This is a genomic window from Cerasicoccus arenae (assembly GCF_014651635.1).
Lineage (GTDB): Bacteria > Verrucomicrobiota > Verrucomicrobiia > Opitutales > Cerasicoccaceae > Cerasicoccus > Cerasicoccus arenae.
Genome location: NZ_BMXG01000029.1, coordinates 1 through 23,213, shown reverse-complemented (window position 1 = coordinate 23,213; position 23,213 = coordinate 1). Strand labels below are relative to the sequence as shown.

Below are 23,213 nucleotides of genomic sequence, written 5' to 3'. Positions count from 1 at the left end.
CCACCCAGCGCATCCATTAGCATTGCCTTCTGGCAAGTTATCTCATTTGACTGGATACGGCAATTGCCACTATTCTATTTAGATATTATCCTAATTGGTATAACATCTAGAAATCCACCAATATCTTGTTACTCGGAGGTAATCATGAAAATAGTTAAAAAATTCCCTTTGCTAGTATTTGCTTGTCTGGCCATGTGGTTAACCGGCTGCGGCGAATCCCCAAGTGAGCCGGCTGCCCAATCAATCAAAGAGGAGCCCCTTGGCATCTTGAGCGTGGAAAGCTCTGGAAATCGGATGATCCTGAACGTCTTCCTTAAGGATCAGTTCAAACTTCAGTTGTTCGAGGGAGACGTTGCAGGGCCCCAAGTATGGGTCAACTCAACCAAAAGCCCCGCCCCAGTTGCTATTCGATTAGAAGCGGACACTCTAACGATCGGATCATTTAAGCAGCCGTTTGACACAACGGGAATACAAATGAGAACCCAATTTCCTGAGATTACCCCCGGCGCGAAAGAAATCCTAATTGCAACCAATGAGAAGGACGGTAATTCAGTGCCTATTCTGCTGAAATTAGTGCCAACTACCCCAGAAGAAAAAGCGAAAATCAATTCGGGAAAACCAATCAGTGACGGCAACGGCTGAAGCCGCGCGCCGCATCTCCACATTCACACAAAAAAAACATATCCATGGCATGTCGAGGAGTCCACTTCGCTATAACTGACGATGATCTGAAAGCATTGCGTGCTGCTGAATCTGATGAAGCTCTTATCGAAATCATTCAGGAAGAGATCGAGGAACGGTGGGAAAAAGATGCAGGGTTCGTTTGCGAGACCGATAAAGCATGGGATGCAATCCACCGATGCCTTACCGACGGACGCCTTGAGTTCGAGAACGGAACAGAACCGCTTCGACTCTGTATTTTGGGAGGTGAGCAGCTTTATTCAGGTGAAGATTACATTGTATCGCTTGTTCCTCACGAGAAGCTGCGTACATTGGCCGACAGTCTAAAGCGGGTCACAGCAGAGTTCATGGGACAGCGTTACTCTGAGTTACCCGATGACTATGGCACCGGAAAGAGTCAGGAAGACTGCCAATATACGTGGGACTGGTATTCTGGCCTTCCATTATTTTTCGACCAGGCAGAAAAAGCTGGGCGTCACGTTATCTTCACCGTTGACCAATAGTAAACAGCTGAGCAAGGAAGGCGACGATTCACATTGCACCGACTCTTTGCCTTGCCATCACCAGACCAATGGTCCTATGGACATTTTTGCCCAAGCCCCTTTCAGTCGATCACTCCGAAGGTGGAGCCCGGTGTCCCTACCGGGCCGTTTCAGCCTGCTGGCAGTGAGGCAGCAAAGCCCGGTAGGGACACCGGGCTCCACCTTTGGGCCATGCCGAATAAGCAATGGGTGCGGGATTTTCAGGTTGAATGGCCCTACGGTGGTCTGCCCGCGGACCAGTGGTTGACATGGCGGCGGAATCTGGTCCCCTTTTAGGCATGACCGACGACCCCGAGCTTTACCGCGAAATCCTGCTCGACCACGGCCAACACCCGCGAGGTGACGGCTTACTGGACCCGTGTGACCTCGCCACCGAGGGTAGCAACGCCGACACGGGCGATGTCGTGCGGTTGACCGTGCGGCTGGCTGAGGGGCAGATTGCCGAGATGGGGTTCACCGCCGAGGGTAGCGCCGTTTTGCGGGCCTCGTGCTCCCTGATGACCGAGGCGCTGACCGGGCAGTCGACCGTCGAGGCCGCTGCGAAGGCGGACCAGTTCATGGCCCTGCTCAGGGGCGAATCCGACGACGACAATTGGGACGGCCTCGGCGACGCCGTTGCCCTGCGCGGCATCCGGCAATTTCCCGCCCGCGTGCGCTGCGCAATCTTGCCTTGGCGGACCTTTGCCCGGCTCATCGCGCAGTAAAAGCCGTTTTTTGCGTCCTTTCGACCGCGCAAGAGCGCCATTGTCCGGGGACGCTTTTGCCGCCTTAATATGCAACCTTTTGGTGGCGTTTTGCTTTTTCAGGGCCTCCTTGTCCGTCGAAACTTTGCTGTAGTTTCCATTTTTTAGGCAATTTTCGCTGAAAAAGAGCATAAAAGTATCAGTTTTCTAAACGCGCCCAAGAGCCGCATCCGCGATCACACGCTTCAACGCTGCCTCTCCACCGATAAGCCAATTTTACCCCCCCCTTCGTGATGACGGCCCAATAAAAAATCCCTCAGCCCCTTGCTTTGTGACTTGGGAAAATCCGCGTTCCTCGACAAGGTGGACACCTGATGGCGAAATTTGGCCCATTGCTGCTACTCGGTTGGCTGTTGCTTATAGCAACGGCACGCGGCGCATTGACGGACATGCCCCCCACCATGCAGGAGACGCTCCAGATCGGCGTGACGGCCTTTACCCATGCGGAATACGACAAGGCAGCACAGGCCTTTGACCACCTTGCTGAGCAGTTTGGCGAGGAGTCACAATACCTCCCGCTGGCCCCCACTCTGCTCCCCATCCACGGCTACGCCTGCCAGATGAGCGACCGCCCCAGCGACGCCATCACGCACTACCAGGCCTTTCTGGGCCTGCCCAACCAGCTACCCTCACGCCGCGCCTTCGTGCTGTTCAGCCTCGCCCAAGCCTACCAGCAAAACGGTGATTTCGACAAGGCAGTGGCCACCTACCAGAGCTTTATTGAGGCCGCACCAGACTCCCCCGAAGCCGTTCTCAGCGCCATGCGACAGGCGGAATTACACTTTGAAAAAGGCGATGATCAGGCCGGCATCGACCGGTTAATTGGCTTCGCCGCCAGTGACCGCGTGCCCCCCTCTCTGGGCGCTCAGGCCCAGCTTCGCGCCCTCCAGAAGGCCCTTGAACTGGATGATTACCCGCAGGCGCAAACGATTCTTTTTGGCTATGAATGGCGCGTTGAGGCCATGCCCGAACTGGCCGTATTGACCTTTGCCGCACTCGAAGTCGGCAACCGCCTGCTGGACGATGGGCAATACCTCGACGCCATCCGCGCCTACCGCCTGGTAACGCCAGCCAGCCAGCTCATAGCCGCCCAGAACGCCCGTCTACAGGGCCTCCAGATCACTTGGAACGACCAGCAGCAGAGCGCCGGGCAAGGCTATCACGCCGAGGCCATTTGGAACGACTACTACCGCGACCTTATGGAGCGCGTACAGGCACAGCTACTAAGCCTGCACACCTCAGAAGACTTCACCCCGAGCTTCCAAATGCGGCTCGGGCAAGCATTCCTCTTGGCGAATCGGCCCCACGAAGCCTATATCGTTTTCCGTATGCTGGCCGCGGACGAATCCCTCAATGGCACCCTGCGCGGCTCGGCGCACTACCGCTGGATTCTAGCCGCTAATAGCCTCGACGACTGGGATGAGTCCTTGCGCATTGCACGGCTCTTTTTGGAGCGCTACCCGGATCACCCCGAGGCCCCCGGCACGATGTATCTCATCGCCAATGCCTATCAGGAGAAAAAGGAATTCCGTCAAGCAGTGACCATACTGACCGAACTACTCGACCAGTTTCCTGAGCACCAGCTAGCCACGCGTTGGCGGTTTATCCGAGGTTACAACTCAGTGCTGGCGCAGGATTACCCGTCTGCCCGGATAGATTTCCAGACCTGCCTGCAAGCCAACCCAGACCCCATTCTCGCTGCTCAGATCCGCTTGTGGGATGCGATGTCCCACTTCTTTGAGCGCAATTACCCCGAGGCGTTGAGGCGCTTTGACGCCAGCATTGAGGCCACTCACAAGGACAATCCGCTTTACCCAGAGATGGTCTATCGTCGCGCACAAACGCTGTATTCTGCTCGGGATTACGCCGCTGCACTCGTGGCCACCGACGACTTTCTCCAACGCCACAGCGACCACCTACGCGCCCCGGAGGCTCGCGTGCTTCGGGGTGATGTGCTGATGGGTGAAGGCCGCCTACTCGAGGCCTCGAACCAATTTGCCCGTGTCACGCCAAAGGCCGGGCCATTGTTTGCCTACGCCGTCTTCCAGCGTGGGAAAATCCAGAAGGCCATGGAGGCCTATGACCTGATGATCGAGCACTTTACCGGCTACGTGCGCCGCGAAGACGTCCCGGACAAGGTCCGCATTGCCGAGGCGCTTTACTGGATCGGCTGGGCTTATCAGCAGCAGGAGGAGCCCGCCCGAGCTTTTCCGCTGTTTATCGAGGCGCTCGCCGTCCACGGTAACGATGTAAAAGCAGGCGAGACCATTGCGATCCTTCAGGCGCTTCACAAGCTACACGGCCAATACCGATCAGGCGAACTGAGCCTCTCAAGTGTGGTCCTAGACCCCTTTGGCCTACTCACGACGCCCGATTTCGAGGAATGGCTGGAAGGCCAATATGCCCAAGCCTACGAGGCCGAGCAATGGACTTGGCTGTCCCGTATCAATCTCTACCGCGCCATGCTCTATCGCCAGCGCAAGGACGACATCCGCGAGGGCGACGCCCTGCTTGAAATCGTGAATAGAGTCCCATTGGAGCGACTCGACCCAGAGGGTCTGGCGACCGCGGGCAACCTGCTCGTGGACCTGGAGATATCCTCCGCGGACGAGTATTTTGACTACCTGATCGAAGAATATCCGCGCAGTATGCAGCTCGGTGCCGCCTACTACGGACGCGCCCGGCTAGCATTGATCAAGGACAAGCCCGCCGAGGCCGAGGCTTGGCTTAATCGTTTTGAAGCCGAGACCTCCTACCACCCGGCAGGCCCGCAGGTAAAGCTTCTCCGCGGACAACTGCTCGTGCAGCTCGGCCAGCCAGAACAGGCCGTTGCAGTGCTCCAACAGCTGCTGCGACTGAAATCCGCCCGTGGCCGCCCTCATGCTCAAGCCCTACTTGGCATTGCTCAGGCCTATGAGCTGGCGGGCCAGCCGGACAAAGCCATCGCCCATTACCAGCGGATTTACACGCTCTACCGCGCTTACCCAGACGAAGTCGTCCAAGCCTATATTGCCAGTGCACCGCTTTTTGAGGCTCGAGGTGACCTGCGTGCCGCTTATAACACTTGGGCCGAGCTGCAACGCGATCCACGCCTAGACCGCTTTACCGAGGCAAAGAAGCAGGCCAGCGAAGCCATAGCCCGCTTGGAACTGCTCTTGCCAGCAGAACCCGATGCACTGACCGCCGACCTTCCCAGCTCCAAAGAAACGGAGGGCCCACTGTGAGACGGCTCATGCTCATTTGCTTGGTGTGTTTCGCATCAATGGCTTGGGCGATGAGCCCGGAGGAGATCACAGCAACGCTTGATCGACCGCAAGGCCTCGTGCTGAAGAACCGGGCACCACTCAGTGGCAAGGCAATGGGAATTATCGACGGGAAATTGATTTTCCGCAGCCAGAGGGGGGGGGGGACGCTGGATTACCGTTATGCGCTCGGGGAGATTGAGCGCCTGCAATTTCCTGGCAATGAGGTCGCCTTTGCCTCCAACGAGCTGCTGGGCGCGGGCCAAGACGAAGAGGCCCTTCCGCTGATGCGAGCGCTCTATGAGCAACGTAAGGACTACCTCGCACTACTCACGATCGGCGAGCAGGCCTATTTTGCCCGGTATGCCGAGTTGGAGTTTAAATTGGGTGATCCGTATGCGGGCCTTGGAGCGGGCTTGTCGCTGCTGCCAGCCATTCAGGACCCACAACTCAAGCGCACGGTGGACGATCTCGTGCTGCTGGGTTATTACCGCCTACCGCTCAAGCAAAACACGAGACAGCTCGCCAACGACTGGATTGCCAATCATGAGCCTTACGGCCCATCTGCTCTCGGCTATTACGTGCTTGGCCGCATGGAGTTTGATCAGGATAATTACGAATCCGCGCTCTGGCGGACACTGGAACCGGTGGCGCTCAGCAGCCAGTTTCCGATGGACTATCTGGACTACTGCTACGCGCTCGCCATTGCTGCCTGCGTAGAGCTGGAAAACGAAACCGAGGAACAATCCCTTCGTCAGGAAATGGCCCAACGTGGCATTGCCTGGCCGAACATTGACGATCTAGCTGCCTATCAAGAGCCAGCCGCCAATCCTTTAAAAACTGAACCGACCAAGCCATGAAATCAACCATCATCACCCAACGGGCATTTGCCCTCGGATGCGCAGCACTAGTGGGCGCTTCCACGCTCTACGCTCAAGAGGGGGCCACCGCAGAAGAAGGCAAGAGCCTCTTCGCACTCATTGGCGAGGGGGGCTGGGCCATGATCCCGCTCGGGCTCTGCTCGATCTTCATGTTTTTCCTGATCTTCTATTGCTGGAAGGAGACCGTGCGCAAAAAATTCATCCCCGAGGGAATGATCACGCAGGCCTCAAGCTACCTGCAAGCCCGACAGGTGTCTGAGGCGCAAATGGCGCTCCAAGAGAGCGACTCCGTGCTATCACGCGCGCTCGTTCCTGCTTTGAGCAAGGCACGCCCCGAACGGCACGACGCCAATCGGGCCAAGGTGGAAACCATCCTCGTCGAGAATCTCGAATCCGAGGAAAATGCCGTAGGCCAATGGGTCAATTATCTCAATGTGGTGGCAACGGTCGCCCCAATGATCGGGCTACTCGGCACGGTCAGCGGCATGATCAGCGCGTTTCAGACCATTGGCACTGGCGGCATGGGGCGGCCTGAGCTGCTAGCTGGCAGTATTGGCGAGGCGCTCATCACAACAGCCACCGGCTTGGTCATCGGGATCCCCTCAATGGTGTTTTACTTCGTAATGAAGAACCGCCTCGGCAACCAGATGATTGCGACGGTGCAAACAGCCTCAAACCTCATCGACGTTTTGGCGGAAGAGTCAGAATACGTGACGGAATAATTTTCCTCCCACGAACTGGCTTGGTAAAAGATGGCCTAGCCTTCGTTTTCTGGCGCGTGTATGCCAATCTTTTCCAAGCGCATCAATCGGTCAGCCATGCTCTTCCAATAGTCGACATTGGGCATATCGGCCACACGTTGCAGAAGGGAAGCGGCGGTATCGCGGTTACCCGCAGCCAATTCGAGCTGAGCGACTTCCAAGCCAGCTTCTGCCCGAACGGCACCCAACAAAGCAGGGGACTCAAAAAGTGACGACAGCGTGGCCTTACCGGTATCCACATCGCCAGCCTTAATCTGCGACATGCCAAGACCCAAACGAGCTCGGGCGACGACTACAGAGTCTTGCAGTGCGGGGAGTGACTGGCGATAAAAGTCGATGGCAGCGGTATAATCACCGGCACTGTATTTGCCATCAGCAGTACTCAGCAGGGCAATGCCGCCAAGTAAGGTGTCAGGGTGGGCAGTGCCAAAGGCTAGTAACTTCTGGGGGTCGCCCAAAGCAGCACTGTAGTCCTGCTGGATGCTCACCACCTTATTCTCTTGGATCATTTTCCAAGTATTGATCCCCACCACGCCGAGAACAGCAATGATGATGGCCGCAATGACGCCGCCCTTGTTTTTCTGCCAGAACAGCCAAGCGCGATCCTCGATGTCGGCTTCGGCGAAAGCATCGTCAATCTCCACCAAGTTGCGGTCGTCTCCTTCGGTGTGTGGGGCAGGTTTGTGGGTAGCAGCGTGCTCCAGCTCCTCACGCGAAAAGCGTGGGTCTTCGACGAGATCACTGTGTGGCTTCTTCTTCTTGGGCGGGCGATTCATAAAAGCGAAAACGGGCAGGTTGCAACCCCCTGCCCGCCTAGTCAAGCGAAAGGAGCGGGGGCCAGTGGTCAATTTCGTGTCGGGTCCTTAACGCCAACGGCCACCGCCGTAACCACGGCGGCCCTCTTGGATCTGAAGTTCGCGGTATTGTGCTTTTTTGTCATCGGAGTAGTCGGAGTCGGCCAGATAAGCCTCAAATGCCTCATTATCCTGCTCGCGCAGCATTGGCAGGATCATCTTTTCCAAGCGTTCACGGGATTGATCGTCACTGACAGAGCTGGCCCAGGTGAGTGCAGCAGCGGGGTCATCCTGCGCAGCGCGCATCGAAAAAATGCCAACCGCACGGTCAAGATCAGGGGACTGCGGCAGAGTGTTTAGCCAGTTGGCGGCGGCTTCCATATCGTAGCGAGTCCAATTGGCCACGAGCGAAGTGGCGAGGCGCGCCTGATCGTTGGTTTCCGGGTCGAGGCTGCTGAGCCATTTAGCGGCGGCGGCGGGGTCGTCATCTGCCCAAGAGCGGAGCAGTGAACGCTGCATGTCGCCATAGGCGGAATCTTCCGCCATCGATTCCACGAATTTAAGCGCGGCGGCGGGGTCACGCTCGGCCCATTCGTTAACTAGGCGGGAAAGTGCGTTGTCACGGCTGCTGGACGCCTCCATGGCCAAAGTTAGATCCAGAGCCTGATTGACTTGGTTTTGCTCGACCATGGCGTCAATGACCTCGCGGAGGGCACCTTCCTTGATGCGGCGGTCCGATACCGTCGCGTCTGGTAAACCGCTTACAAATTGAAATGCAGACTGCGGATTGCTCTGCGCATAGCCTTGGACGATGTCTTCCAAGTAGTCGCCATAAATACGAGCGGAGAACTCTGTCCCATTGGTGTTGAGCCAATTGATAGCCGAAACCGGGTCGCGCATCGCCCAGCCCTGCAGTACTTCGCCCGTGCCACGGTTGCGCATTTCGATGGATTGAATGCTGGAGGCATAGGCCAAGGCGTTGATCGGGTCGAGTGAGCCCCAACGCGCGAGCAGTTGATACACCAACGCGTTACGTTCACGGCCAGCAGGCATCGCCAGCACCTTGCCCAAAGCATCTTGAAGCTGGGCAGGGTTATAGTTGAGCGCTTCCAAGGTCGCGAGCATCCACGCTTCTCGACTGAAATTGCCGTTTTCCAAGGCGGTGAACGCGCTCCCGGACTTCTTGGCAACCGCTTCAGCCGCTGCAGCTATGTCCGCCCCGCTACCCGCCAAGGCCGATTCGTCATCCTCAGATGCGTCGGTTTTCGCCTGTGCGGTGCTCGTAGATGGTGCAGTTGATCCAGTCAAACCGGTGTCCTCCGGTGCTTTCTGTCCAACGAAATAAGCGGCAGCGAGACTGGCTATCCAAAGCGCTGCGAGGGTTATCCACTTTGAATTCATAACTTATAGGGAACCGGTGAATTCCGGCAAAAGTTGCAGGTAAAACGAAAATATCGCCGAAAAATCTACTTTTTCAACACGTCACCTGCTTCATCGAGGATTTTATGCTCCTCCGGGCTAAGCGACTGGAAGCCCTCGCGATTGATCTTGTCGAGAATTCGGTCTACTTCGCGGCTAAATTCGTTCCGACTGGAGAGGTTGACCTTGAACTTGCCGGAAGTCGCCGGAGTCCGCTTTTTTGTCCACTTTGGTGCCTCGACGGACACTTTTTTCGTCACGGATTCAAACAACGGCGTGGGGCGCTGAAGCAAACGGTAAAAGAGATAACCCGCCAACGCCCCGCCCAGGTGAGCGGAAAAAGAGCTGCCAGGATCATTCATGACCAGCGTGCGCCCCATCAACTGAGGCAATTCAATGAAAAGGAAACCAGCCGCCTGCAAGCCCACGACAACCCACATCAACACCCGAGCGCGGATATTAACCGGAATCAGGAAAAACAGTAGCAATGTAATCGTTTCGCCCGGCCAGAGCAAACACGCCGCAATCGTCATGCCGACGGTGATCGCAGACATGCCAATGACAGCGCCCCCACCAAAAATGGCATGAACCACCAGCCATACCAATGACCCGAGAAATGCCGAGGCAATGATTAGATGCAGGAACTTCTTCGGCTCAAGTTGGCGCGACAACCAACGACCGATGAAAAAGAACACCAGCATGTTGAAAAAGAAATGCATCATGTCGGCATGCATCAGGGAATAGGTGAACAAGGTCCAAACTTTGCCCTGCGTAATCCCCATGATCGACAAGGCAAACCAGTCGAACAGGAACCCCCCGGCCCCTAGCCAAACGCCAAGAACATTCTGGAGCACAAATGCGCCCACAAAAATCCATAAGGACCACCAGAAGTAGTCCACATGCCTAATCGGGGCGCGATCCCGCATGTATGGTCGGTCGTACAACATCGAAGAACTAAGACTGTCTACCGACAACCTTGTTCAATTAATCTGCCATTTCATTGATTCTAGGCAATGGTTATTTTTCAAAAGCACCTCACTGCTAGCCGTCTTTTTTAGGGGGGGGCACAAATGAAACCCTGTGGCATTTCTGTAGTCGCTGCAGGGATTCACCACCCCGAGAAAGGTGCGCTGCATCCGTAGCTCACTTGATCATCCCAAGCACCTACACCACAATATAAATGATTTTCACTCTAAGCTTGTCCCGAAAAACGATTTCAAGATACGATTTTATGATGAAAGGATTAGCCCTTACGGCGATAGGCAGTCTGATGCTGCCACAAATGGCTATGGCAGCAATTACGCCTGCCGATTTGGCTATGCCCACAGGGGTCCAATCTGAATATATGCTTGAGGACGCATTCCCCGGATTAACTTTCAGGGATGCGCTATCCATTGAGCACGACCCGACCGATCCGAATCGGATTTACGTGGCGGAAAAAGGCGGAAAGCTTTGGGTAATCCCCGATGTTTCAATACCTGAAAAAGAGCTATTCCTAGACCTAACCGTACTCCACCGAGTGCCAAATGTTTGGGAGGCAGGGCTACTCGGCGTAGCCTTTCATCCGAATTATGCCGAAAACGGCTATTTCTATGTATTCTATTGCCCCGAGAACACGGCTCAGGGGGATATCCGCCGCAACCGCATTTCCCGGTTTCAAGTCAGTGCAGGCAACCCCAATCAAGCCGATCATTCCAGTGAAACAATCCTGATCAATCAGGCAGACCCCGCTGAACCCTTCCATGACGCAGGAGACCTCCATTTTGGAGCTGATGGCTACTTGTATTTCACTATAGGAGACCGGGGCGGGGCGGATGACCAATATAATGTATCCCAGCGATTGGATCACGAATATTTTTCGGGTCTTTTCCGCATCGATGTCGATAAGCGCCCAGAAAACCTTGAGCCCAATCCGCACCCAAGCGTTTATCGAGAGACCTCGGAAGACCTCGCAAACTATTCAGTGCCAGTCGACAATCCTTGGGTGGGCGCAACGGAATTCAACGGACTCCCCGTCAATCCCGATGAAGTAATCATGGAGTATTTCGCCATTGGGTTGCGCAATCCCTATCGCTTCTATATTGATGAGTTTATGGGCGACATTTGGATCGCCGACGTCGGGCAAAACTCCGAGGAAGAAATCAATATTGCCCGCGGTGGGGAAAATTTTGGCTGGGCTTTTCGGGAGGGTTCACTGAATGGCCCAAAAATTCACGAAGCGCCGGAAGCGTTCGTTGAAACGCCGCCGGTTTACACGTATCCCCGCGAGCTTGGACATGCCATTATCGGGGGAATTCTCTATCGGGGCTCCGTTCATCCCGAGCTTTATGGAGCCTATCTGTTCGCCGATTATGTTTCCGGAAGGATCACCGCTCTACGCAATGCCGATGGCAACTACAAGCCGGAATTACTATTAGCTCAGCAATTGGTGAGCGGCTTCGATACCAATCCCGTCACGGGCGACATTCTGATAATGGTTAAAGGCTCCAGCCTGGGCAACAAAATCATGAAGCTGGTGCGCAATTACGATGTAAATGACGACCTGCCGATCATGCTATCCGGTACGCTTGCTTTTCTATCGGTGAATGAGCTGATACCCGCCCCTGGCGTGATCCCCTATACGCCTAATCTCAGTTTTTGGTCCGATATGGCGGTTAAACAGCGCTGGTTCGCCCTACCCAACACGACGCCTATTGACTACCATGAGAACGAGCCATGGACGTACCCAGAAGGCACTGTATGGATCAAACACTTTGAGCTAGAGATGGAGCGCGGCAATCCCGCGTCCAAGCGACGCGTAGAGACCCGCTTCATCGTGAAAACCGAAGATGACGCCTATGGCGTCTCCTATCAATGGAATGAGGCTGGCACAAACGCTCAATTAGCACCGCAGGAGGGCGTTGACCTTGAGTTTGAGATAATCGACGAAAATGGCCTTGAGCGCACTCAACCCTGGCGCATCCCCAGCCGATCCCAATGCATGCAATGTCACACCAAGATCGCTGGTTATGCCTTGAGCTTTAATTCTCGCCAACTGAACCGCGTCACCGAGTTTCAGGAAGCCGAGCAAAACGTCCTGCAGGCTCTCACACAAATGGGCTACCTGCAAGATGGACCAACCGCAGCAGACCTGCCCTACCTGCCAGCTTACGCCGTAACCAATGACGCAACGCAGAGCCTCGAACACCGTGCGAGGAGCTATCTGGCCGTCAACTGCGTCCAATGTCACCAACCAGGCGGCCCCGCAATCACTCCATTTGACGTGCGACCACAGATCCCACTCCACCAGACACAAATGATGAACGCTCTGCCCGGTAATGATTCCGGTGGAAATGGCAACCCGGACAACCGTATCATTGTTCCCGGGGAACCAGAGTTATCCGTTTTATTACAACGGATGTGCGAATGCGAAGGCTTCTCCCGTATGCCTCCGCTCGGCTCCTATGAGATCGATGAGGGCGGCGTGCAGCTAATCCACGATTGGATCGCATCAATGGTTGATTACGAATCCTATGAAGACTGGACTGCCAGATATTTTGGTGAACCGCATGCCCCCGAGGCAGCTCTGGGGAGCGACCCCGACCAAGATGGTCAGCACAATGAGGTGGAGTACCTCGCCAAGACTGATCCAACCCGCTATCATTCCGCTTGGCGGCCAGAAATTCAAATCGGAGACAACTGGCATATCGAGTTCGCCACAATGCCAGGCACGCCCATCATCATTGAGTCATCAACGAATCTGGTGGATTGGTCAATCTGGCCGTACGGACCGGCTAAGATTGACTATCCAGCCTCGCCGTCGATGCAGATTGAAGCACCGTTTGCCGAACCAACGGAGTTCCTCCGTTTCGCCTTCCCGACGCTTCAGGAATGAAAGGATTAGGGGGATGAACAGAATAGTATGCATGACACGTGTGGTTGCCGAGGAGGAGTAGACGAATCATCACACATGTAAATTCCAAGCTTTACCTGTATGGAAATGGCTTCTATTGCTGATCCCCTAAACACGCGTAAAGCTTCTTGAATATCCATTGTCATTTTGGAATTATTTTAGAAACTCGTTGGTTTAGCACACATACATCGCATAAGCCTTTCATTAATCAAGTGCTCCCGTAGTTCAATGGATAGAACAGCGGTTTCCGGTACCGTCGATCTGGGTTCGACTCCCGGCGGGAGTACCACTTGAAAATCGGTTAAGCCCCTCTATTGATGAGGGTTTCGCGCCAAAACGCGGTAATCTGCTTACATGTGCTCAAAAGTCTCGTAAACCTGCGAAAACGGTATAAAACGGGTATACGTGAATGAAGCAAAGGTATATCCGGTTACTCATGAGCGATATTCGTTCATGGTGAAATTCTCGCGAAAGGGCTTTAAGCCTTATCGGCGCTACTTCCACGACCGCAGTTCAGCTGATACTGATGCCGCAGAATTCAATAAGAAGCTGTTTCGCGAAGGTTCAGAAGGGGTTCACATTGGCCCACGCGAACGACGCGAGTTGCAGAATCTTTTACTCATTCTCAAAGATCGCGGATTAACAATCAATCAGGCGGCAGAATTCATTGAAAAGAACACCCGAAAGCGCAGTTCTCTAACTTGGAAAGATGCCGTATTTTCTCTGCTTGAGGCTCGGGAGCGGCAAGGCGTCAGTGAGCGCACTTCTCAGAATCTCACAAGCCGCCTTAAGAACTTCGCAGAACATTCGGGGATAAAGCTCATTGACGATGTAGGCGCTCAAGATTTGCAGGAATACATTTATCGCCCCTGCTCCGTCCGAAATCAGATTAACGATTATGCCGCCTTTTCTAACCTCTTCAACTTCCTCTTGAAGCGCGGCCAGATCGAGCAGAGTCCTCTTGCCCGTGTTGAACGGCCAAGGGATACCGCGAAAAAGCGGCCCGCTATCATGAAAGCAGATGACGCGGCAGTGTTCATGGAACGAATTGCAAAGCACCGAGACGGCCTTTTCGTGCCTTATTTCGCGCTTTCCCTGTTCGCTGGATTGCGTCCATCAGAAATAGCCGACCTGGACCGCGAAGACATACGTCAAAAAACGATACGAGTTGATGGCGGCAAAATGAAAGGGCGTGCGCGCCGTAACGTTCCATTACTTCCCAATCTAGCCAAATGGCTAAACTCATTTAGTGGCTCCCTCTGCCCCCATCGCTTAGATTCACCCGTATTCGTTGAAGCAAGACGCCTCTGCCCTGTTACATGGAAGGAAGACGTTTGCCGCCATTCCTTCATTTCCTACCGAATGGCAATCGTGGAAGACGAAAGGCAAGTGTCACGCGAAGCTGGTAACTCACCAGACATGATTTACGCGGCTTACTTCGAGCTAGTATCGAGCGCAGAGGCCAAGGCATACTTTGCAATATCCCCTTAGTTTTCTACTTTGTTTATTTCGAGCGAAGTTACCCCCAATCGAAACAATCATATATTACCCCAAATTTCGCAGGCGAAGCCGAAGAAGACGTTAGTTCAAGCTGCTATCGAACCACTTTCGGAATCTATCCTGTGACGTTATCACGATTGTTTCGCCGTCCTTTGTCTTTCCTCTAACGTCCTTCCTCATGTCGAAAATCTCTTTGAAGTTCTCGATATCAAGCGGGCGTCCTTCGGTGAATGTATGTGGCTTTCGCTCTAGCTTGAAGTATTTGCTACGATACTCGACATACACACTGTTTTGCTCCAAAGAATCAGCAATCGGGCTGACTTCAGCGCCAGAATAGAACTTAAGCTTATCTGATCCTTCGCGTGTCGAATACTTTGACTTGTACTCATACTGAACGACAACTTCCACCTTGGCAGAAGCTGCATTGATTAAACAGAAAAGTATTATTGATAATAGTATATTATTCATAGCAGTTACAGTTCACTTAGACCTGTAACCCTCCAAATCTAGGATGTCTACCACTTTTTGGGATAAATAAAATCCCTTATGTGCGGTTAGTCCTGCAAACTCGCACTAGCCAAAATCATCTGTTCGGGTTCGCGCTCGGATTGACTCCAAACTTCGTCCGGATTTCTCGCTCTCCAAGGAATAACATCAGGAGATAAATCGCGTATGTAGGTTTTCAAAAGCTCCATTCGGTTACAGAGATCAAGCCCAGCATCCAAGGCTTCGGACATGCTCTCAACCTCAAGATTGGGCAATTCCCATTCCGGCAAAGAATGATTCAGGTAAGAAACCTGCTGGCTTAAGAGCATAATTTCCTCACACAGCATTAAGGTAAGCCGAAGACGTCCAGCCAAGGACTCTGCTGCCCAAAGCGCACAACGATATGCACGGGCAGCCGGTCGCATGCCGTGTGCCTGAAACTCCTCCTCGCTCATTCTCCGCTAGCCTTCTTGCGGGCCGTTTTTCGCTTAGGGCGTTCGTAGATCGAATGATCAACTGAGGGTTGAGCTTCTTGACGTGGTGGCAGATTGGCCTCCTCGCGTAGCCGCAATTCTAATTTGGGTAATACGGCAGCAAACTGTTCGTAGTCCCGCTTGGAGACTATTTTTACCGGTGTTGCTATGTCAGGGTTTTCCTCTGCGTATTCAAACAAGGCATCGGCGAGCATTTGGAAAACTCCATTTGCATTCGTATGTAGTTGATTAGCAAGCGCATCAATGCGTTTCCAGTCATTTTTACGAATCCGGATTCCTCTAGGGCTACTTTTGTCATTTTCGCCATCTGTGTTTGCTCGTCTCATTTTTAGTAATCTAAACGAAAAAAAATTTAGAGTGCAACAACTTGATTGTGAGGGAGTTATTCGACATTAACGTGAGCTTGTGTGAGATTGCGTGCAATTAATGCTTGTTAGCTGCGTGAGATTGCGTGAGCTTATGCAACATGAGCCAAGATACCGTTAAACGCAAATCCATCGCTCCCTTAACTCCTGATGAGGTCGAGCGGTTGAAGAACTCAAATTTTTACGACGCCTCAATCTATGCGGGGGCAATGGGGATGAAGACACTTGCCCCGGTTGTTCGCGATTTCGATGAAGGTATCATTGACCCTGACGACGCTCGTTTGCTTGGACGTGGTGCTCTGATTCGTGGTCGCGGCCGCAAGCTGAGTCTTCAAATTCGCGGACGTGAGATTAAGCGCATTGCTCTGCGCGGTGGTCGCATCCCGAAGAACCATTTAACACTGCAATCAGTATAGCGATGGCCAAGAAGCATCGCGATTCCACGTTAGAGGTTCGGCCATACAGTGCGCCCAATTGGTTCACTCGTTCCGGTGTCGAATTGAAGCGGCGCGCCATTGAGCGCAAGGGGCTACCGCCTTGGAAGCAGTGCTTATTTTTAACGCTTACGCTGGACCCCATCATCGGCGAGCCCGTGGAGGCATACGAACGGGGAAAGGACCGAGTTCGACGTTTCTTGTCTGCGTTGCGTGACGTCATCGGTCCTTTCCCTTGGGCGTGGAAGCTGGAATTTCAGGATAACGGCTACGCGCATTGGCACTTGATCGTGCATTACAAGAAGCGGATTCCTCGGGACTGCCTTTGCCTGATTGGTCAATGGTGGGGCCTTGGTCGGACGAACGTTGAACGTCTCCGCTACAAGAAATTTCGCTACCTGTTCAAGTATGTTTCCAAAGGCGCATTCGATGGCGATAGCTCGGAAGGGCTTAACTTGCCTGAATGGCTCCTGGACTACGAAAACGGCGGACGTATGCGCTTTTGGCAAACGGGCGGTGGTTTCTACACCAAGACGCAAGACCCTGATTGGGATGTGCTCGAAGGCGGACGCTACGGCGTGGGCTGCTACGGCCAAGAATACTATGAGCCTGCACAGGAAAAAAGCACGGTGAAGCGCTTTAGCTACATCCGGCGCACCATCCGGCAACAATGGCGCGTTTGGATGCGTAAGGCGAAAGTCTGCATCCGTGATGAACGGTGCCATTACCCGATCAAATCAATCTACGTAGTGCTTCGGACGCACTACACCGAATTTTACCAAAAAGGGGTAAATCTCACACTTCGCGGCAAGGCTGCTCTGTCGGGTCTGTGTGTCTATCTAACACCAGCTAAGATAATGGAAAGCATTGAACAATGGCAGAAAATACAACTAAACCGGATAACAACAATCTCCTTGCTGATGATGGCCTAATCCTGAAAGGACTGGTCGTCGCGGTAAAGGTCGAAGACAAGAGTTGGGAAGGCAAAAACTACAAGCGTCTTGAAGCGACGATCACGAACGGGAAATCAACGTGGTTCTATCGTTTCAGCGATACGGCCGGCCCGATTCCCGAAATCCACCCCTTCCGGCGCATCCTGATTATTGTCCAAAGCGCCAATAGCGAAAAGGGCAACACGGTCGTTAAAGGTGAGGTCCTGAGTCATGGCTAGTTTCACTCTCTCGGGCGTGCGCTTTGAACGGCGCGACAATCCTCCGGTAGATCAATTCCTTCAGGTCATCGCTAGCGCATTAGTTGGCGGTGTCCTGATGGACATTCTAGTCGGACAGGATGATCAGGAATACGCTTACGCTGGCCCGCAAAGGGGTCGGCGTGAAGCTCTATGGATGGATGTCAGCGGATATGCTGAAAGTCTCTCTCATGGACACGAAGAGTTATTTGAAAACCTCAAAGATAACGGCTGGGAGATCGGCGGCGAATGGGATGGAAGCAGCCTTTAGGCTGCCCCATCCCATCACCGCCTTTTCCTTGTTAAATAGGTAACATAACTGACGGAAAGATCATGAAGACTGAAAGAATGAATGATATAGCCGCAATGCGGTTCGCTCGTGAATGCCTCGGAAAGATGGCTATCGCACTCAGAAAGCCACTCAGAACCACCGGAAGGATGGAATACCGTATCGGGGTCGCGAAAGACGCCCTGAGCTACGACGTCAAAGGCCGCTCAACCAAAAGTTGGGAAGAAGCCTTTTCAAAAGCAGGGGTCACGGAGATTCCCCGCAAAGTTTACAACCCACGTTATCAACTCACACCACAATAAGCACCACCATGGATTATAGCATCGGAAAATGCACAGTCGGGAAGAACATTCAAATCGTCGAGGACGTCGTAATATTGCCACTTTATGACCGCTTCGAGGATGTTCATAACTACCTCTTTGACGCTGAGTTCATCGAACTCTTCGAGTCCAGGACATGGAAGTTTAGCGGTAAGCAACTCTATGCCACATTTGGCAGCAAGACAGTCGGCTTTCACCGAAAGATAATGGCGATCAGCTCGCAAACGGAGTGCGTCATGCATTCCAATGGCGATTTGCTAGACAATCGAAAGTCTAACTTGAAAATCTTCCCTCGCTCAGACGTTGGCGGAAAAGCTGTGCCAGAATGGTTCAAAGGGGGCGTCGTTGCGGGCGTCTCCTACTCACGGACTGAATACTCTTGGAGGGCATATTTTCGAGGCACATACCGTCGCTATTCAGTGCGGAAATATGGCGAATTTGAAGCCGCACGCTTGGCATGTAAATGGCGAGTCGAGCAAATGCAGCAAGCAGGCTTTTTCATGGACGAACCATGCATGGAAGAAGTGCTAGTGGCCTACGGTGAAGTTGATGCTGAAGGAAATCGCGATCTAGTGCCATTCTACGGCGAGCCGTCGCTGGTCGTTTAATATCGAGATCACGACTCATGATTGCCTTTAATGCCAAAATTGGCATGCCATACCAGGGAGGTCATTACGGAATGATAGATATTAAACACAAATGACTTTAATTGAACAACCATAACGTAAAAAATACCTACTACCAAAACCGAGCACAACTTGTAATACCACTCGATTGCATTCGTATCCGGATATAGAAAATCAAAAGCATTTTCTATAAATCCATTTTTCCCGCTTATCATTCCAAGAAACAAGAGAACTATCAAAAAGGAAAAATAGTTACAAAAAACTCTGATGAAAATAAAGTAGTTGTATTTCAACTTGGGTAAGCCCGTCCTCGGCTCTTTTACTTCAGCCATTGCCAAAAACAGTTCTGGTTTTCCGACAGTTGAGAATATAGTAAAACCTGCGATTAGAAGGCCAATAAGTGTAAAGGACACAGTAAAGCCCATCCAAAGATAGTCCTCTACTTGTGTCCTTAATGATTCTTCATCACTAAATGAAAAGTACTCAATTATGAAAATAGCAAAAAAAACGCCCAAGCTCGAAATCCAGTTAAACTTAGATTCAGGAATCTTCCTTGCTTTCATGTAGATCTGAAGCAAGCCCTTCTCTTCCAACAGAAACCTAAATTTGACATCATCCTCCATCTAGGTGCCTGGACTTAATGGCCTGAATCTTCGCCTTAGCCGAATCAGTAGGCTCCGGAACTTTAATGATCTCATGCTCAACTAACCCAACAAAGCTAAGATACATACGTTTTGCGGCAGCCTCAATGCCGTCATCATTTAAAGGTAGCGCCGTTTTGATCTTAAAACTCTCATTGTTCCCGCTCAATTTGTCTCCATAGCTATCAGTTCCATCCATTTTAATTTTCTGATTTCCTTGCGACACAACAGCTTTCAGCTGTTCTACCGCTTCAGCTTTATCAAGTCCTTTTGAACTGGAATGCCGGAGTACTGTATTTGAACTCTTAATTGAATCTTTCCTTGATCGCAGAGCATCGAAAAAATCTTCATCGTCAATCTCATCATTTGGTTCGACCAGCTTGATTTCAAGCGACTTCAACAAATCGTATTTACTAACAAACGCCTCTAGTGATTGTTCGGATGCCAAGGGGACTACTTCCAAAGAAGGCCACGGATATTTGGATAAAATTTGCTTCTTAGTGACCTTGGGGCTATTAGGTTCTGATTCCCTTAAGTAAACATTTTCATCATAAAGTCTATTAGTAAAAGACTTATGGGTTTTTTTTAGAAATGATTGAATAGTTGAACGGAATGAGTTGATGGATGGAGCGCCAATAGTTTCTTTCACATACATCAGCCGGTGAACGTTTAAAATCAAAAGAAAAATTGAGGACGGGGCGGACTCCATCTCTTGGGAATCAGGTATAATCCCTTCGACTGGGTCAAATATTTGCTCACGCTCTAGGAATGTGTCTTTAACGAACCGCCCAGTTAATCCAATAACGGGATACCCCTCATGCACCTCCAACTCGATTAATTTTGGCTGATAAATGAAGTATCTCGTTCTATCATACTTTCGAGAAAGATTCCCGAAGAATGCGGGGCTAACAACCTCATTGAATAAATCAAGCAGCCTATATGTTTCGCCAAATCTGCAGATGAAGTTTGCTATCTCAAGAGTCGGGGTGGATGTATTAGCCATTTTTTCTATTAATCTGTAAGAGCAATAATATTGATGCAGTTGAAGGATCACCAAAATCCCACTGCTGTACATTTATAGCATATAGCATTTAGATTTGGTGGTAATAAGATGGCAACAACAATATCAATTAACCTTAGAGGTGCGATAACGAGCATTCTACAGCCAGCAAATGCGTGTAGCTGTGCGAGCAGAGCGATGCAGCCAACGGGCTTCAATCCTTTGAGTATTGAAGCAGCGGTAACGGAGCGTCTTGCTGGCTATTTCAGTGCCTCGCGGTGCTTCTTAGGATTGCTGCGGCAATCGAGCACGCGATAAATGATCACCTCTTGGCCTTCTACCTTGTAGTAGATGGCATAGGGGAACTTGGAGGCTAGCAGGCGGTGAAAGCCGAAGCGCTTGCTGTGGATACCTGCGTATATGCGTAGTGACTCGATCTCGGCGAATACCGATTCCAGAAAATACGTTCCAAGGTTCGCTTCTTGCGCGTCATAAAAGTCGCGGCCGTCTTCAAGGTCATTGAAGCCGGATGGAAGTAATCTGGGTTCCATGCTACCGCTTGAGCAACTTTTGCTTTGCCTCGTTCCAATCCATCGGAATCTCTAGGCCAGCTTTACGGCGTTCTTCGGTGGCTTCCAGCTCGGAGCGGTGCCAATCTGGGGATTCGAAGCTTTCAGCGGCATGGTGAATGTTGTCCCAGATCATTTCCATGAGTCTGAGCTTTTCATTTAGCGGCATGCCTCTAACTTCGTTTTCCGTCAGCATGGGGATAATCTAATCTACTGCGGGCATATTTCAATATTTCTCTTCGGGTGAGAGAAGGTCTACGGTTCCGTTTTTACCCCTCTGGAACTGGATTTCGAGTATACGTTTCGGGAAAATTAAATTTTGCCTTATTAATAGGGCCTTCATGGAGGTTTCCGGTACCGTCGATCTGGGTTCGACTCCCGGCGGGAGTACCACTTGAAAATCGGTTAAGCCCCTCTATTGATGAGGGTTTCGCGCCAAAACGCGGTAATCTGCTTACATGTGTGACTGCGGCTCAGAAGGAGAGCTCAATCAACTACCACAGCGAGGCGGCAAGCTCTGCGCCGGGTGTAGTCGCTGACGAGGTTTCAGGCAGTCCTTGCGTTGACGTTCCTCGCTCAGATGTTCTTCTAGGGCGATCTGCGGGCACTTGTTTTGGGCATCGGCGGCCAACAGCCCCTTAAGCTCGGTTGTAGATTACCACAGGCTGTTATTGTTTTCGTCTGACTCAAGGATTCTGTCCACATCATCCACGAGAGCGTTTACTTCGTGTGCTTCTGCATCGGGCATTGCCCAATACATGCTACCTCCCGGGCCATTACTTGCGGTGATCGCTACGCTTTCGCCTGGCAGAATTGGCTGTCTCCAGCTTGCAGACCATGAGGCGGTTTGATCGTCCACCATAAATTTTACACCATGCGTAATTCCATCCGGGGTGGGGGAATTTCCAATATTTTTAATGGTGGCGCTGAAAAGCACCGGATCTCCAGGCTCCGGATTTTCAGGACTCCAGGAAATGTCTGAGAATATTAAGTCCGGCAGATCTACACTCAATGTTTCAATGAGATTATTGTTTTCGTCTAATTCAAGAATTCTATCCACGTCATCCACGAGAGCGCTTACCGTATGTATTTCTGCATCGGGCATTGCCCAATGCATGTTACCTCCCGGGCCATTACTTGCCGTGATCGCTACGCTTTCGCCTGGCAGAATTGGCTGTCTCCAGCTTGCAGACCATGAGGCGGTTTGATTATCCACCATGAATTTTACCCCATGTGTAATCCCATCGAGGGTGGGGGAATTTCCTATGTTTTTAATGGTGGCGCTGAAAAGCACCAAATCTCCAGGTTCTGGATTTTCAGGGCTCCAAGAAAGGCTCGTCAATGTTAAGTCCGGCAGGTTTACGAGTAATGTCTCAATGAGATTATTGTTTTCATTCAATTCAAGAATTCTGTCCACGTCATCAACGAGAGCGCTTACCGTGTGTATTTCTGCATCGGGCATCACCCAATACATGTTACTTCCTGGGCCATTACTTGACGTGATCGCGACGCTTTCACCTGGCAGAATCGGCTGTCTCCAGCTTGCAGACCACGAGACGGTTTGATCGTCCACCATGAATTTTACACCATGCGTAACCCCATCGGGAGTGGGGGAGTTTCCAATATTTTTAATGGTGGCGCTGAAAAGCACCGAATCCCCAGGTTCCGGGTCCTCTGGAATCCAAGAAACCCTCGATAAAATCAAGTCCGACAAAACAGGTGCCAGCATCACCTTTGCTAAAACAGGTTCTGATAAATTACCGCTGGAGTCACGAGCTTCTACTGAATACTCATATCCATATCCGGAAGGAACATTAGAGTCTGTCCAATAGTTTTCTGATGTTTTCCCTACTAATTTCCCCATTCGTCTGATGAAAAATTCATTATGTGACGCTAGAGATTCCCATGAAAGCTGAACGGCCTCGCCATCCGCTGAAGCTTGGAAATTGATTGGAGGTTGTACTGGTTCGATAGTCCTTGGCTGCGTAAAGGCTATCGTTGCAACAATGACTTCATCAGGAACAAGTAATTCGATGCTCCGCGCACTACTAATTGAAGATATGGGATTAGTAGAATCCATAGGATTGTAAATGGTTATATCAGCAGAATTTTGCAGATCTATAGTCACAGGCACACGAGCATTCTGTATAATATTTCCATAGTTTTCGCTGGTGCGATTGTTTTGATAAGACAAAACTTCATTCCACAGCATTAAATAGAAGACCCCATCGCTTTTTTGTAAGCGTCCGGCCTCCACCCTTCTTGACTGCCAATGGTAACCATTGGCCTTTCTTCTTGGTAATGATTTGGAGTTAGTGGCGATTTCCTAATGGTGACCATTGGTA

26 protein-coding genes and 1 tRNA gene are annotated in these 23,213 nt (G+C 51.8%); 16 read left to right on the top strand and 11 right to left on the bottom strand.

All coding sequences use genetic code 11. The annotated features are described in order from the left end of the window. Positions 1 to 144 precede the first annotated feature (144 nt). From IE065_RS16810 to IE065_RS16780, 7 genes are all read left to right on the top strand, one after another. A complete protein-coding gene (locus IE065_RS16810; protein WP_189517245.1) occupies positions 145 to 642 on the top strand; it encodes a hypothetical protein in 498 nt (165 codons plus the stop codon). 44 nt (positions 643 to 686) lie between these two features. Next, complete coding sequence (locus IE065_RS16805) at positions 687 to 1,184, top strand: DUF1877 family protein (protein ID WP_189517243.1); 498 nt, start codon at positions 687 to 689, stop codon at positions 1,182 to 1,184. A 51-nt stretch (positions 1,185 to 1,235) separates the two neighbouring features. Then, positions 1,236 to 1,499, top strand: a complete 264-nt coding sequence (locus tag IE065_RS16800) for a hypothetical protein (RefSeq protein WP_189517241.1) — start codon at positions 1,236 to 1,238, stop codon at positions 1,497 to 1,499. A gap of 2 nt (positions 1,500 to 1,501) precedes the next feature. Further along, positions 1,502 to 1,927, top strand: a complete 426-nt coding sequence (gene sufU / locus IE065_RS16795; RefSeq protein ID WP_189517239.1) for a Fe-S cluster assembly sulfur transfer protein SufU — start codon at positions 1,502 to 1,504, stop codon at positions 1,925 to 1,927. 353 nt (positions 1,928 to 2,280) lie between these two features. Further along, positions 2,281 to 5,190: a tetratricopeptide repeat protein gene (locus IE065_RS16790; RefSeq protein WP_189517237.1), complete on the top strand. Its 2,910-nt coding sequence runs from the start codon at positions 2,281 to 2,283 to the stop codon at positions 5,188 to 5,190. A gap of 50 nt (positions 5,191 to 5,240) precedes the next feature. Continuing rightward, positions 5,241 to 6,068: a hypothetical protein gene (locus tag IE065_RS16785; RefSeq protein ID WP_229792147.1), complete on the top strand. Its 828-nt coding sequence runs from the start codon at positions 5,241 to 5,243 to the stop codon at positions 6,066 to 6,068. Next, entirely contained in the window at positions 6,065 to 6,811 is a 747-nt protein-coding gene (locus tag IE065_RS16780; RefSeq protein WP_189517233.1) for a MotA/TolQ/ExbB proton channel family protein, read from the top strand. The genes IE065_RS16785 and IE065_RS16780 overlap by 4 nt, the downstream gene beginning before the upstream one ends. Positions 6,812 to 6,846: 35 nt before the next feature. Here IE065_RS16780 and IE065_RS16775 read toward each other — a convergent pair whose 3' ends face one another. From IE065_RS16775 to IE065_RS16765, 3 genes are all read right to left on the bottom strand, one after another. Further along, positions 6,847 to 7,626, bottom strand: coding sequence for a tetratricopeptide repeat protein (locus IE065_RS16775; protein WP_189517231.1), 780 nt, complete (start codon positions 7,624 to 7,626; stop codon positions 6,847 to 6,849). Between the two features lie 87 nt (positions 7,627 to 7,713). After that, positions 7,714 to 9,045 carry a hypothetical protein gene (locus IE065_RS16770; protein WP_189517229.1) on the bottom strand — a complete coding sequence of 444 codons (1,332 nt, stop codon included), beginning with the start codon at positions 9,043 to 9,045 and terminating at the stop codon, positions 7,714 to 7,716. Between the two features lie 65 nt (positions 9,046 to 9,110). After that, positions 9,111 to 10,010, bottom strand: coding sequence for a rhomboid family intramembrane serine protease (locus IE065_RS16765; RefSeq protein WP_189517227.1), 900 nt, complete (start codon positions 10,008 to 10,010; stop codon positions 9,111 to 9,113). A gap of 284 nt (positions 10,011 to 10,294) precedes the next feature. Between IE065_RS16765 and IE065_RS16760 the strand changes: the two genes are divergently transcribed. The 3 genes from IE065_RS16760 to IE065_RS16750 all read left to right on the top strand — a co-directional run bounded on the left by IE065_RS16760 (position 10,295) and on the right by IE065_RS16750 (position 14,446). After that, positions 10,295 to 12,937 carry a PQQ-dependent sugar dehydrogenase gene (locus tag IE065_RS16760; protein ID WP_189517226.1) on the top strand — a complete coding sequence of 881 codons (2,643 nt, stop codon included), beginning with the start codon at positions 10,295 to 10,297 and terminating at the stop codon, positions 12,935 to 12,937. 232 nt (positions 12,938 to 13,169) lie between these two features. After that, positions 13,170 to 13,244, top strand: a tRNA-Arg gene (locus IE065_RS16755). 164 nt (positions 13,245 to 13,408) lie between these two features. Then, on the top strand, positions 13,409 to 14,446 hold the full coding sequence (locus IE065_RS16750) for a tyrosine-type recombinase/integrase (protein ID WP_200163462.1): 1,038 nt from the start codon (positions 13,409 to 13,411) through the stop codon (positions 14,444 to 14,446). Between the two features lie 90 nt (positions 14,447 to 14,536). Here the strand turns inward: IE065_RS16750 and IE065_RS16745 are convergent, their stop codons facing one another. The 3 genes from IE065_RS16745 to IE065_RS16735 form a co-directional block, all read right to left on the bottom strand. Beyond that, positions 14,537 to 14,863, bottom strand: a complete 327-nt coding sequence (locus IE065_RS16745; protein ID WP_189517222.1) for a hypothetical protein — start codon at positions 14,861 to 14,863, stop codon at positions 14,537 to 14,539. A gap of 146 nt (positions 14,864 to 15,009) precedes the next feature. Then, the gene (locus IE065_RS16740) at positions 15,010 to 15,396 is read right to left on the bottom strand and encodes a hypothetical protein (protein ID WP_189517220.1); all 387 of its coding nucleotides are present in this window, start codon (positions 15,394 to 15,396) and stop codon (positions 15,010 to 15,012) included. Next, positions 15,393 to 15,761, bottom strand: coding sequence for a hypothetical protein (locus IE065_RS16735; RefSeq protein WP_189517218.1), 369 nt, complete (start codon positions 15,759 to 15,761; stop codon positions 15,393 to 15,395). Before IE065_RS16735 ends, IE065_RS16740 begins: the two co-directional genes overlap by 4 nt. A gap of 140 nt (positions 15,762 to 15,901) precedes the next feature. Here IE065_RS16735 and IE065_RS16730 point away from each other — a divergent pair, with 140 nt between their 5' ends. The 6 genes from IE065_RS16730 (at position 15,902) to IE065_RS16705 (ending at position 18,640) form a co-directional block, all read left to right on the top strand. After that, positions 15,902 to 16,216 carry a hypothetical protein gene (locus IE065_RS16730; RefSeq protein ID WP_189517216.1) on the top strand — a complete coding sequence of 105 codons (315 nt, stop codon included), beginning with the start codon at positions 15,902 to 15,904 and terminating at the stop codon, positions 16,214 to 16,216. A 2-nt stretch (positions 16,217 to 16,218) separates the two neighbouring features. Continuing rightward, positions 16,219 to 17,166 (top strand): rolling circle replication-associated protein, encoded by a 948-nt coding sequence (locus tag IE065_RS16725; RefSeq protein WP_189517214.1) that lies wholly within the window; start codon positions 16,219 to 16,221, stop codon positions 17,164 to 17,166. After that, on the top strand, positions 17,109 to 17,405 hold the full coding sequence (locus IE065_RS16720) for a hypothetical protein (RefSeq protein ID WP_189517212.1): 297 nt from the start codon (positions 17,109 to 17,111) through the stop codon (positions 17,403 to 17,405). Before IE065_RS16725 ends, IE065_RS16720 begins: the two co-directional genes overlap by 58 nt. Further along, complete coding sequence (locus tag IE065_RS16715; protein ID WP_189517210.1) at positions 17,398 to 17,694, top strand: hypothetical protein; 297 nt, start codon at positions 17,398 to 17,400, stop codon at positions 17,692 to 17,694. The genes IE065_RS16720 and IE065_RS16715 overlap by 8 nt, the downstream gene beginning before the upstream one ends. Positions 17,695 to 17,756: 62 nt before the next feature. Next, on the top strand, positions 17,757 to 18,014 hold the full coding sequence (locus tag IE065_RS16710; protein ID WP_189517208.1) for a hypothetical protein: 258 nt from the start codon (positions 17,757 to 17,759) through the stop codon (positions 18,012 to 18,014). Between the two features lie 8 nt (positions 18,015 to 18,022). Then, positions 18,023 to 18,640, top strand: a complete 618-nt coding sequence (locus tag IE065_RS16705; RefSeq protein WP_189517206.1) for an AP2/ERF family transcription factor — start codon at positions 18,023 to 18,025, stop codon at positions 18,638 to 18,640. Between the two features lie 8 nt (positions 18,641 to 18,648). Here the strand turns inward: IE065_RS16705 and IE065_RS16700 are convergent, their stop codons facing one another. The 5 genes from IE065_RS16700 to IE065_RS16680 form a co-directional block, all read right to left on the bottom strand. After that, the gene (locus tag IE065_RS16700) at positions 18,649 to 19,281 is read right to left on the bottom strand and encodes a hypothetical protein (RefSeq protein WP_189517204.1); all 633 of its coding nucleotides are present in this window, start codon (positions 19,279 to 19,281) and stop codon (positions 18,649 to 18,651) included. Then, positions 19,271 to 20,302, bottom strand: a complete 1,032-nt coding sequence (locus IE065_RS16695; RefSeq protein ID WP_189517202.1) for a hypothetical protein — start codon at positions 20,300 to 20,302, stop codon at positions 19,271 to 19,273. Before IE065_RS16695 ends, IE065_RS16700 begins: the two co-directional genes overlap by 11 nt. Positions 20,303 to 20,559: 257 nt before the next feature. Next, positions 20,560 to 20,850, bottom strand: coding sequence for a type II toxin-antitoxin system RelE/ParE family toxin (locus tag IE065_RS16690; protein ID WP_189517200.1), 291 nt, complete (start codon positions 20,848 to 20,850; stop codon positions 20,560 to 20,562). A 1-nt stretch (position 20,851) separates the two neighbouring features. After that, positions 20,852 to 21,064: an addiction module protein gene (locus tag IE065_RS16685; RefSeq protein ID WP_189517198.1), complete on the bottom strand. Its 213-nt coding sequence runs from the start codon at positions 21,062 to 21,064 to the stop codon at positions 20,852 to 20,854. Positions 21,065 to 21,523: 459 nt separating this feature from the next. Beyond that, a complete protein-coding gene (locus IE065_RS16680) occupies positions 21,524 to 23,080 on the bottom strand; it encodes a CARDB domain-containing protein (RefSeq protein WP_189517196.1) in 1,557 nt (518 codons plus the stop codon). Between the last annotated feature and the right edge of the window lie 133 nt (positions 23,081 to 23,213).

Bases quoted from the DNA above. Each gene is read 5' to 3' on its own strand.
- IE065_RS16710 (WP_189517208.1), top strand. From the start codon at position 17,757: ATGAAGACTGAAAGAATGAATGATATAGCCGCAATGCGGTTCGCTCGT.
- IE065_RS16720 (WP_189517212.1), top strand. From the start codon at position 17,109: ATGGCAGAAAATACAACTAAACCGGATAACAACAATCTCCTTGCTGAT.
- IE065_RS16775 (WP_189517231.1), bottom strand. From the start codon at position 7,626: ATGAATCGCCCGCCCAAGAAGAAGAAGCCACACAGTGATCTCGTCGAA.
- IE065_RS16705 (WP_189517206.1), top strand. From the start codon at position 18,023: ATGGATTATAGCATCGGAAAATGCACAGTCGGGAAGAACATTCAAATC.
- IE065_RS16730 (WP_189517216.1), top strand. From the start codon at position 15,902: ATGAGCCAAGATACCGTTAAACGCAAATCCATCGCTCCCTTAACTCCT.
- IE065_RS16805 (WP_189517243.1), top strand. From the start codon at position 687: ATGGCATGTCGAGGAGTCCACTTCGCTATAACTGACGATGATCTGAAA.
- IE065_RS16785 (WP_229792147.1), top strand. From the start codon at position 5,241: ATGAGCCCGGAGGAGATCACAGCAACGCTTGATCGACCGCAAGGCCTC.
- IE065_RS16740 (WP_189517220.1), bottom strand. From the start codon at position 15,396: ATGAGCGAGGAGGAGTTTCAGGCACACGGCATGCGACCGGCTGCCCGT.
- IE065_RS16690 (WP_189517200.1), bottom strand. From the start codon at position 20,850: ATGGAACCCAGATTACTTCCATCCGGCTTCAATGACCTTGAAGACGGC.
- IE065_RS16680 (WP_189517196.1), bottom strand. From the start codon at position 23,080: ATGCTGTGGAATGAAGTTTTGTCTTATCAAAACAATCGCACCAGCGAA.
- IE065_RS16780 (WP_189517233.1), top strand. From the start codon at position 6,065: ATGAAATCAACCATCATCACCCAACGGGCATTTGCCCTCGGATGCGCA.
- IE065_RS16725 (WP_189517214.1), top strand. From the start codon at position 16,219: ATGGCCAAGAAGCATCGCGATTCCACGTTAGAGGTTCGGCCATACAGT.
- IE065_RS16695 (WP_189517202.1), bottom strand. From the start codon at position 20,302: ATGGCTAATACATCCACCCCGACTCTTGAGATAGCAAACTTCATCTGC.
- IE065_RS16715 (WP_189517210.1), top strand. From the start codon at position 17,398: ATGGCTAGTTTCACTCTCTCGGGCGTGCGCTTTGAACGGCGCGACAAT.
- IE065_RS16750 (WP_200163462.1), top strand. From the start codon at position 13,409: ATGGTGAAATTCTCGCGAAAGGGCTTTAAGCCTTATCGGCGCTACTTC.
- IE065_RS16760 (WP_189517226.1), top strand. From the start codon at position 10,295: ATGATGAAAGGATTAGCCCTTACGGCGATAGGCAGTCTGATGCTGCCA.
- IE065_RS16700 (WP_189517204.1), bottom strand. From the start codon at position 19,281: ATGGAGGATGATGTCAAATTTAGGTTTCTGTTGGAAGAGAAGGGCTTG.
- IE065_RS16770 (WP_189517229.1), bottom strand. From the start codon at position 9,045: ATGAATTCAAAGTGGATAACCCTCGCAGCGCTTTGGATAGCCAGTCTC.
- IE065_RS16810 (WP_189517245.1), top strand. From the start codon at position 145: ATGAAAATAGTTAAAAAATTCCCTTTGCTAGTATTTGCTTGTCTGGCC.
- IE065_RS16735 (WP_189517218.1), bottom strand. From the start codon at position 15,761: ATGAGACGAGCAAACACAGATGGCGAAAATGACAAAAGTAGCCCTAGA.
- IE065_RS16790 (WP_189517237.1), top strand. From the start codon at position 2,281: ATGGCGAAATTTGGCCCATTGCTGCTACTCGGTTGGCTGTTGCTTATA.
- sufU (WP_189517239.1), top strand. From the start codon at position 1,502: ATGACCGACGACCCCGAGCTTTACCGCGAAATCCTGCTCGACCACGGC.
- IE065_RS16765 (WP_189517227.1), bottom strand. From the start codon at position 10,010: ATGTTGTACGACCGACCATACATGCGGGATCGCGCCCCGATTAGGCAT.
- IE065_RS16685 (WP_189517198.1), bottom strand. From the start codon at position 21,064: ATGCTGACGGAAAACGAAGTTAGAGGCATGCCGCTAAATGAAAAGCTC.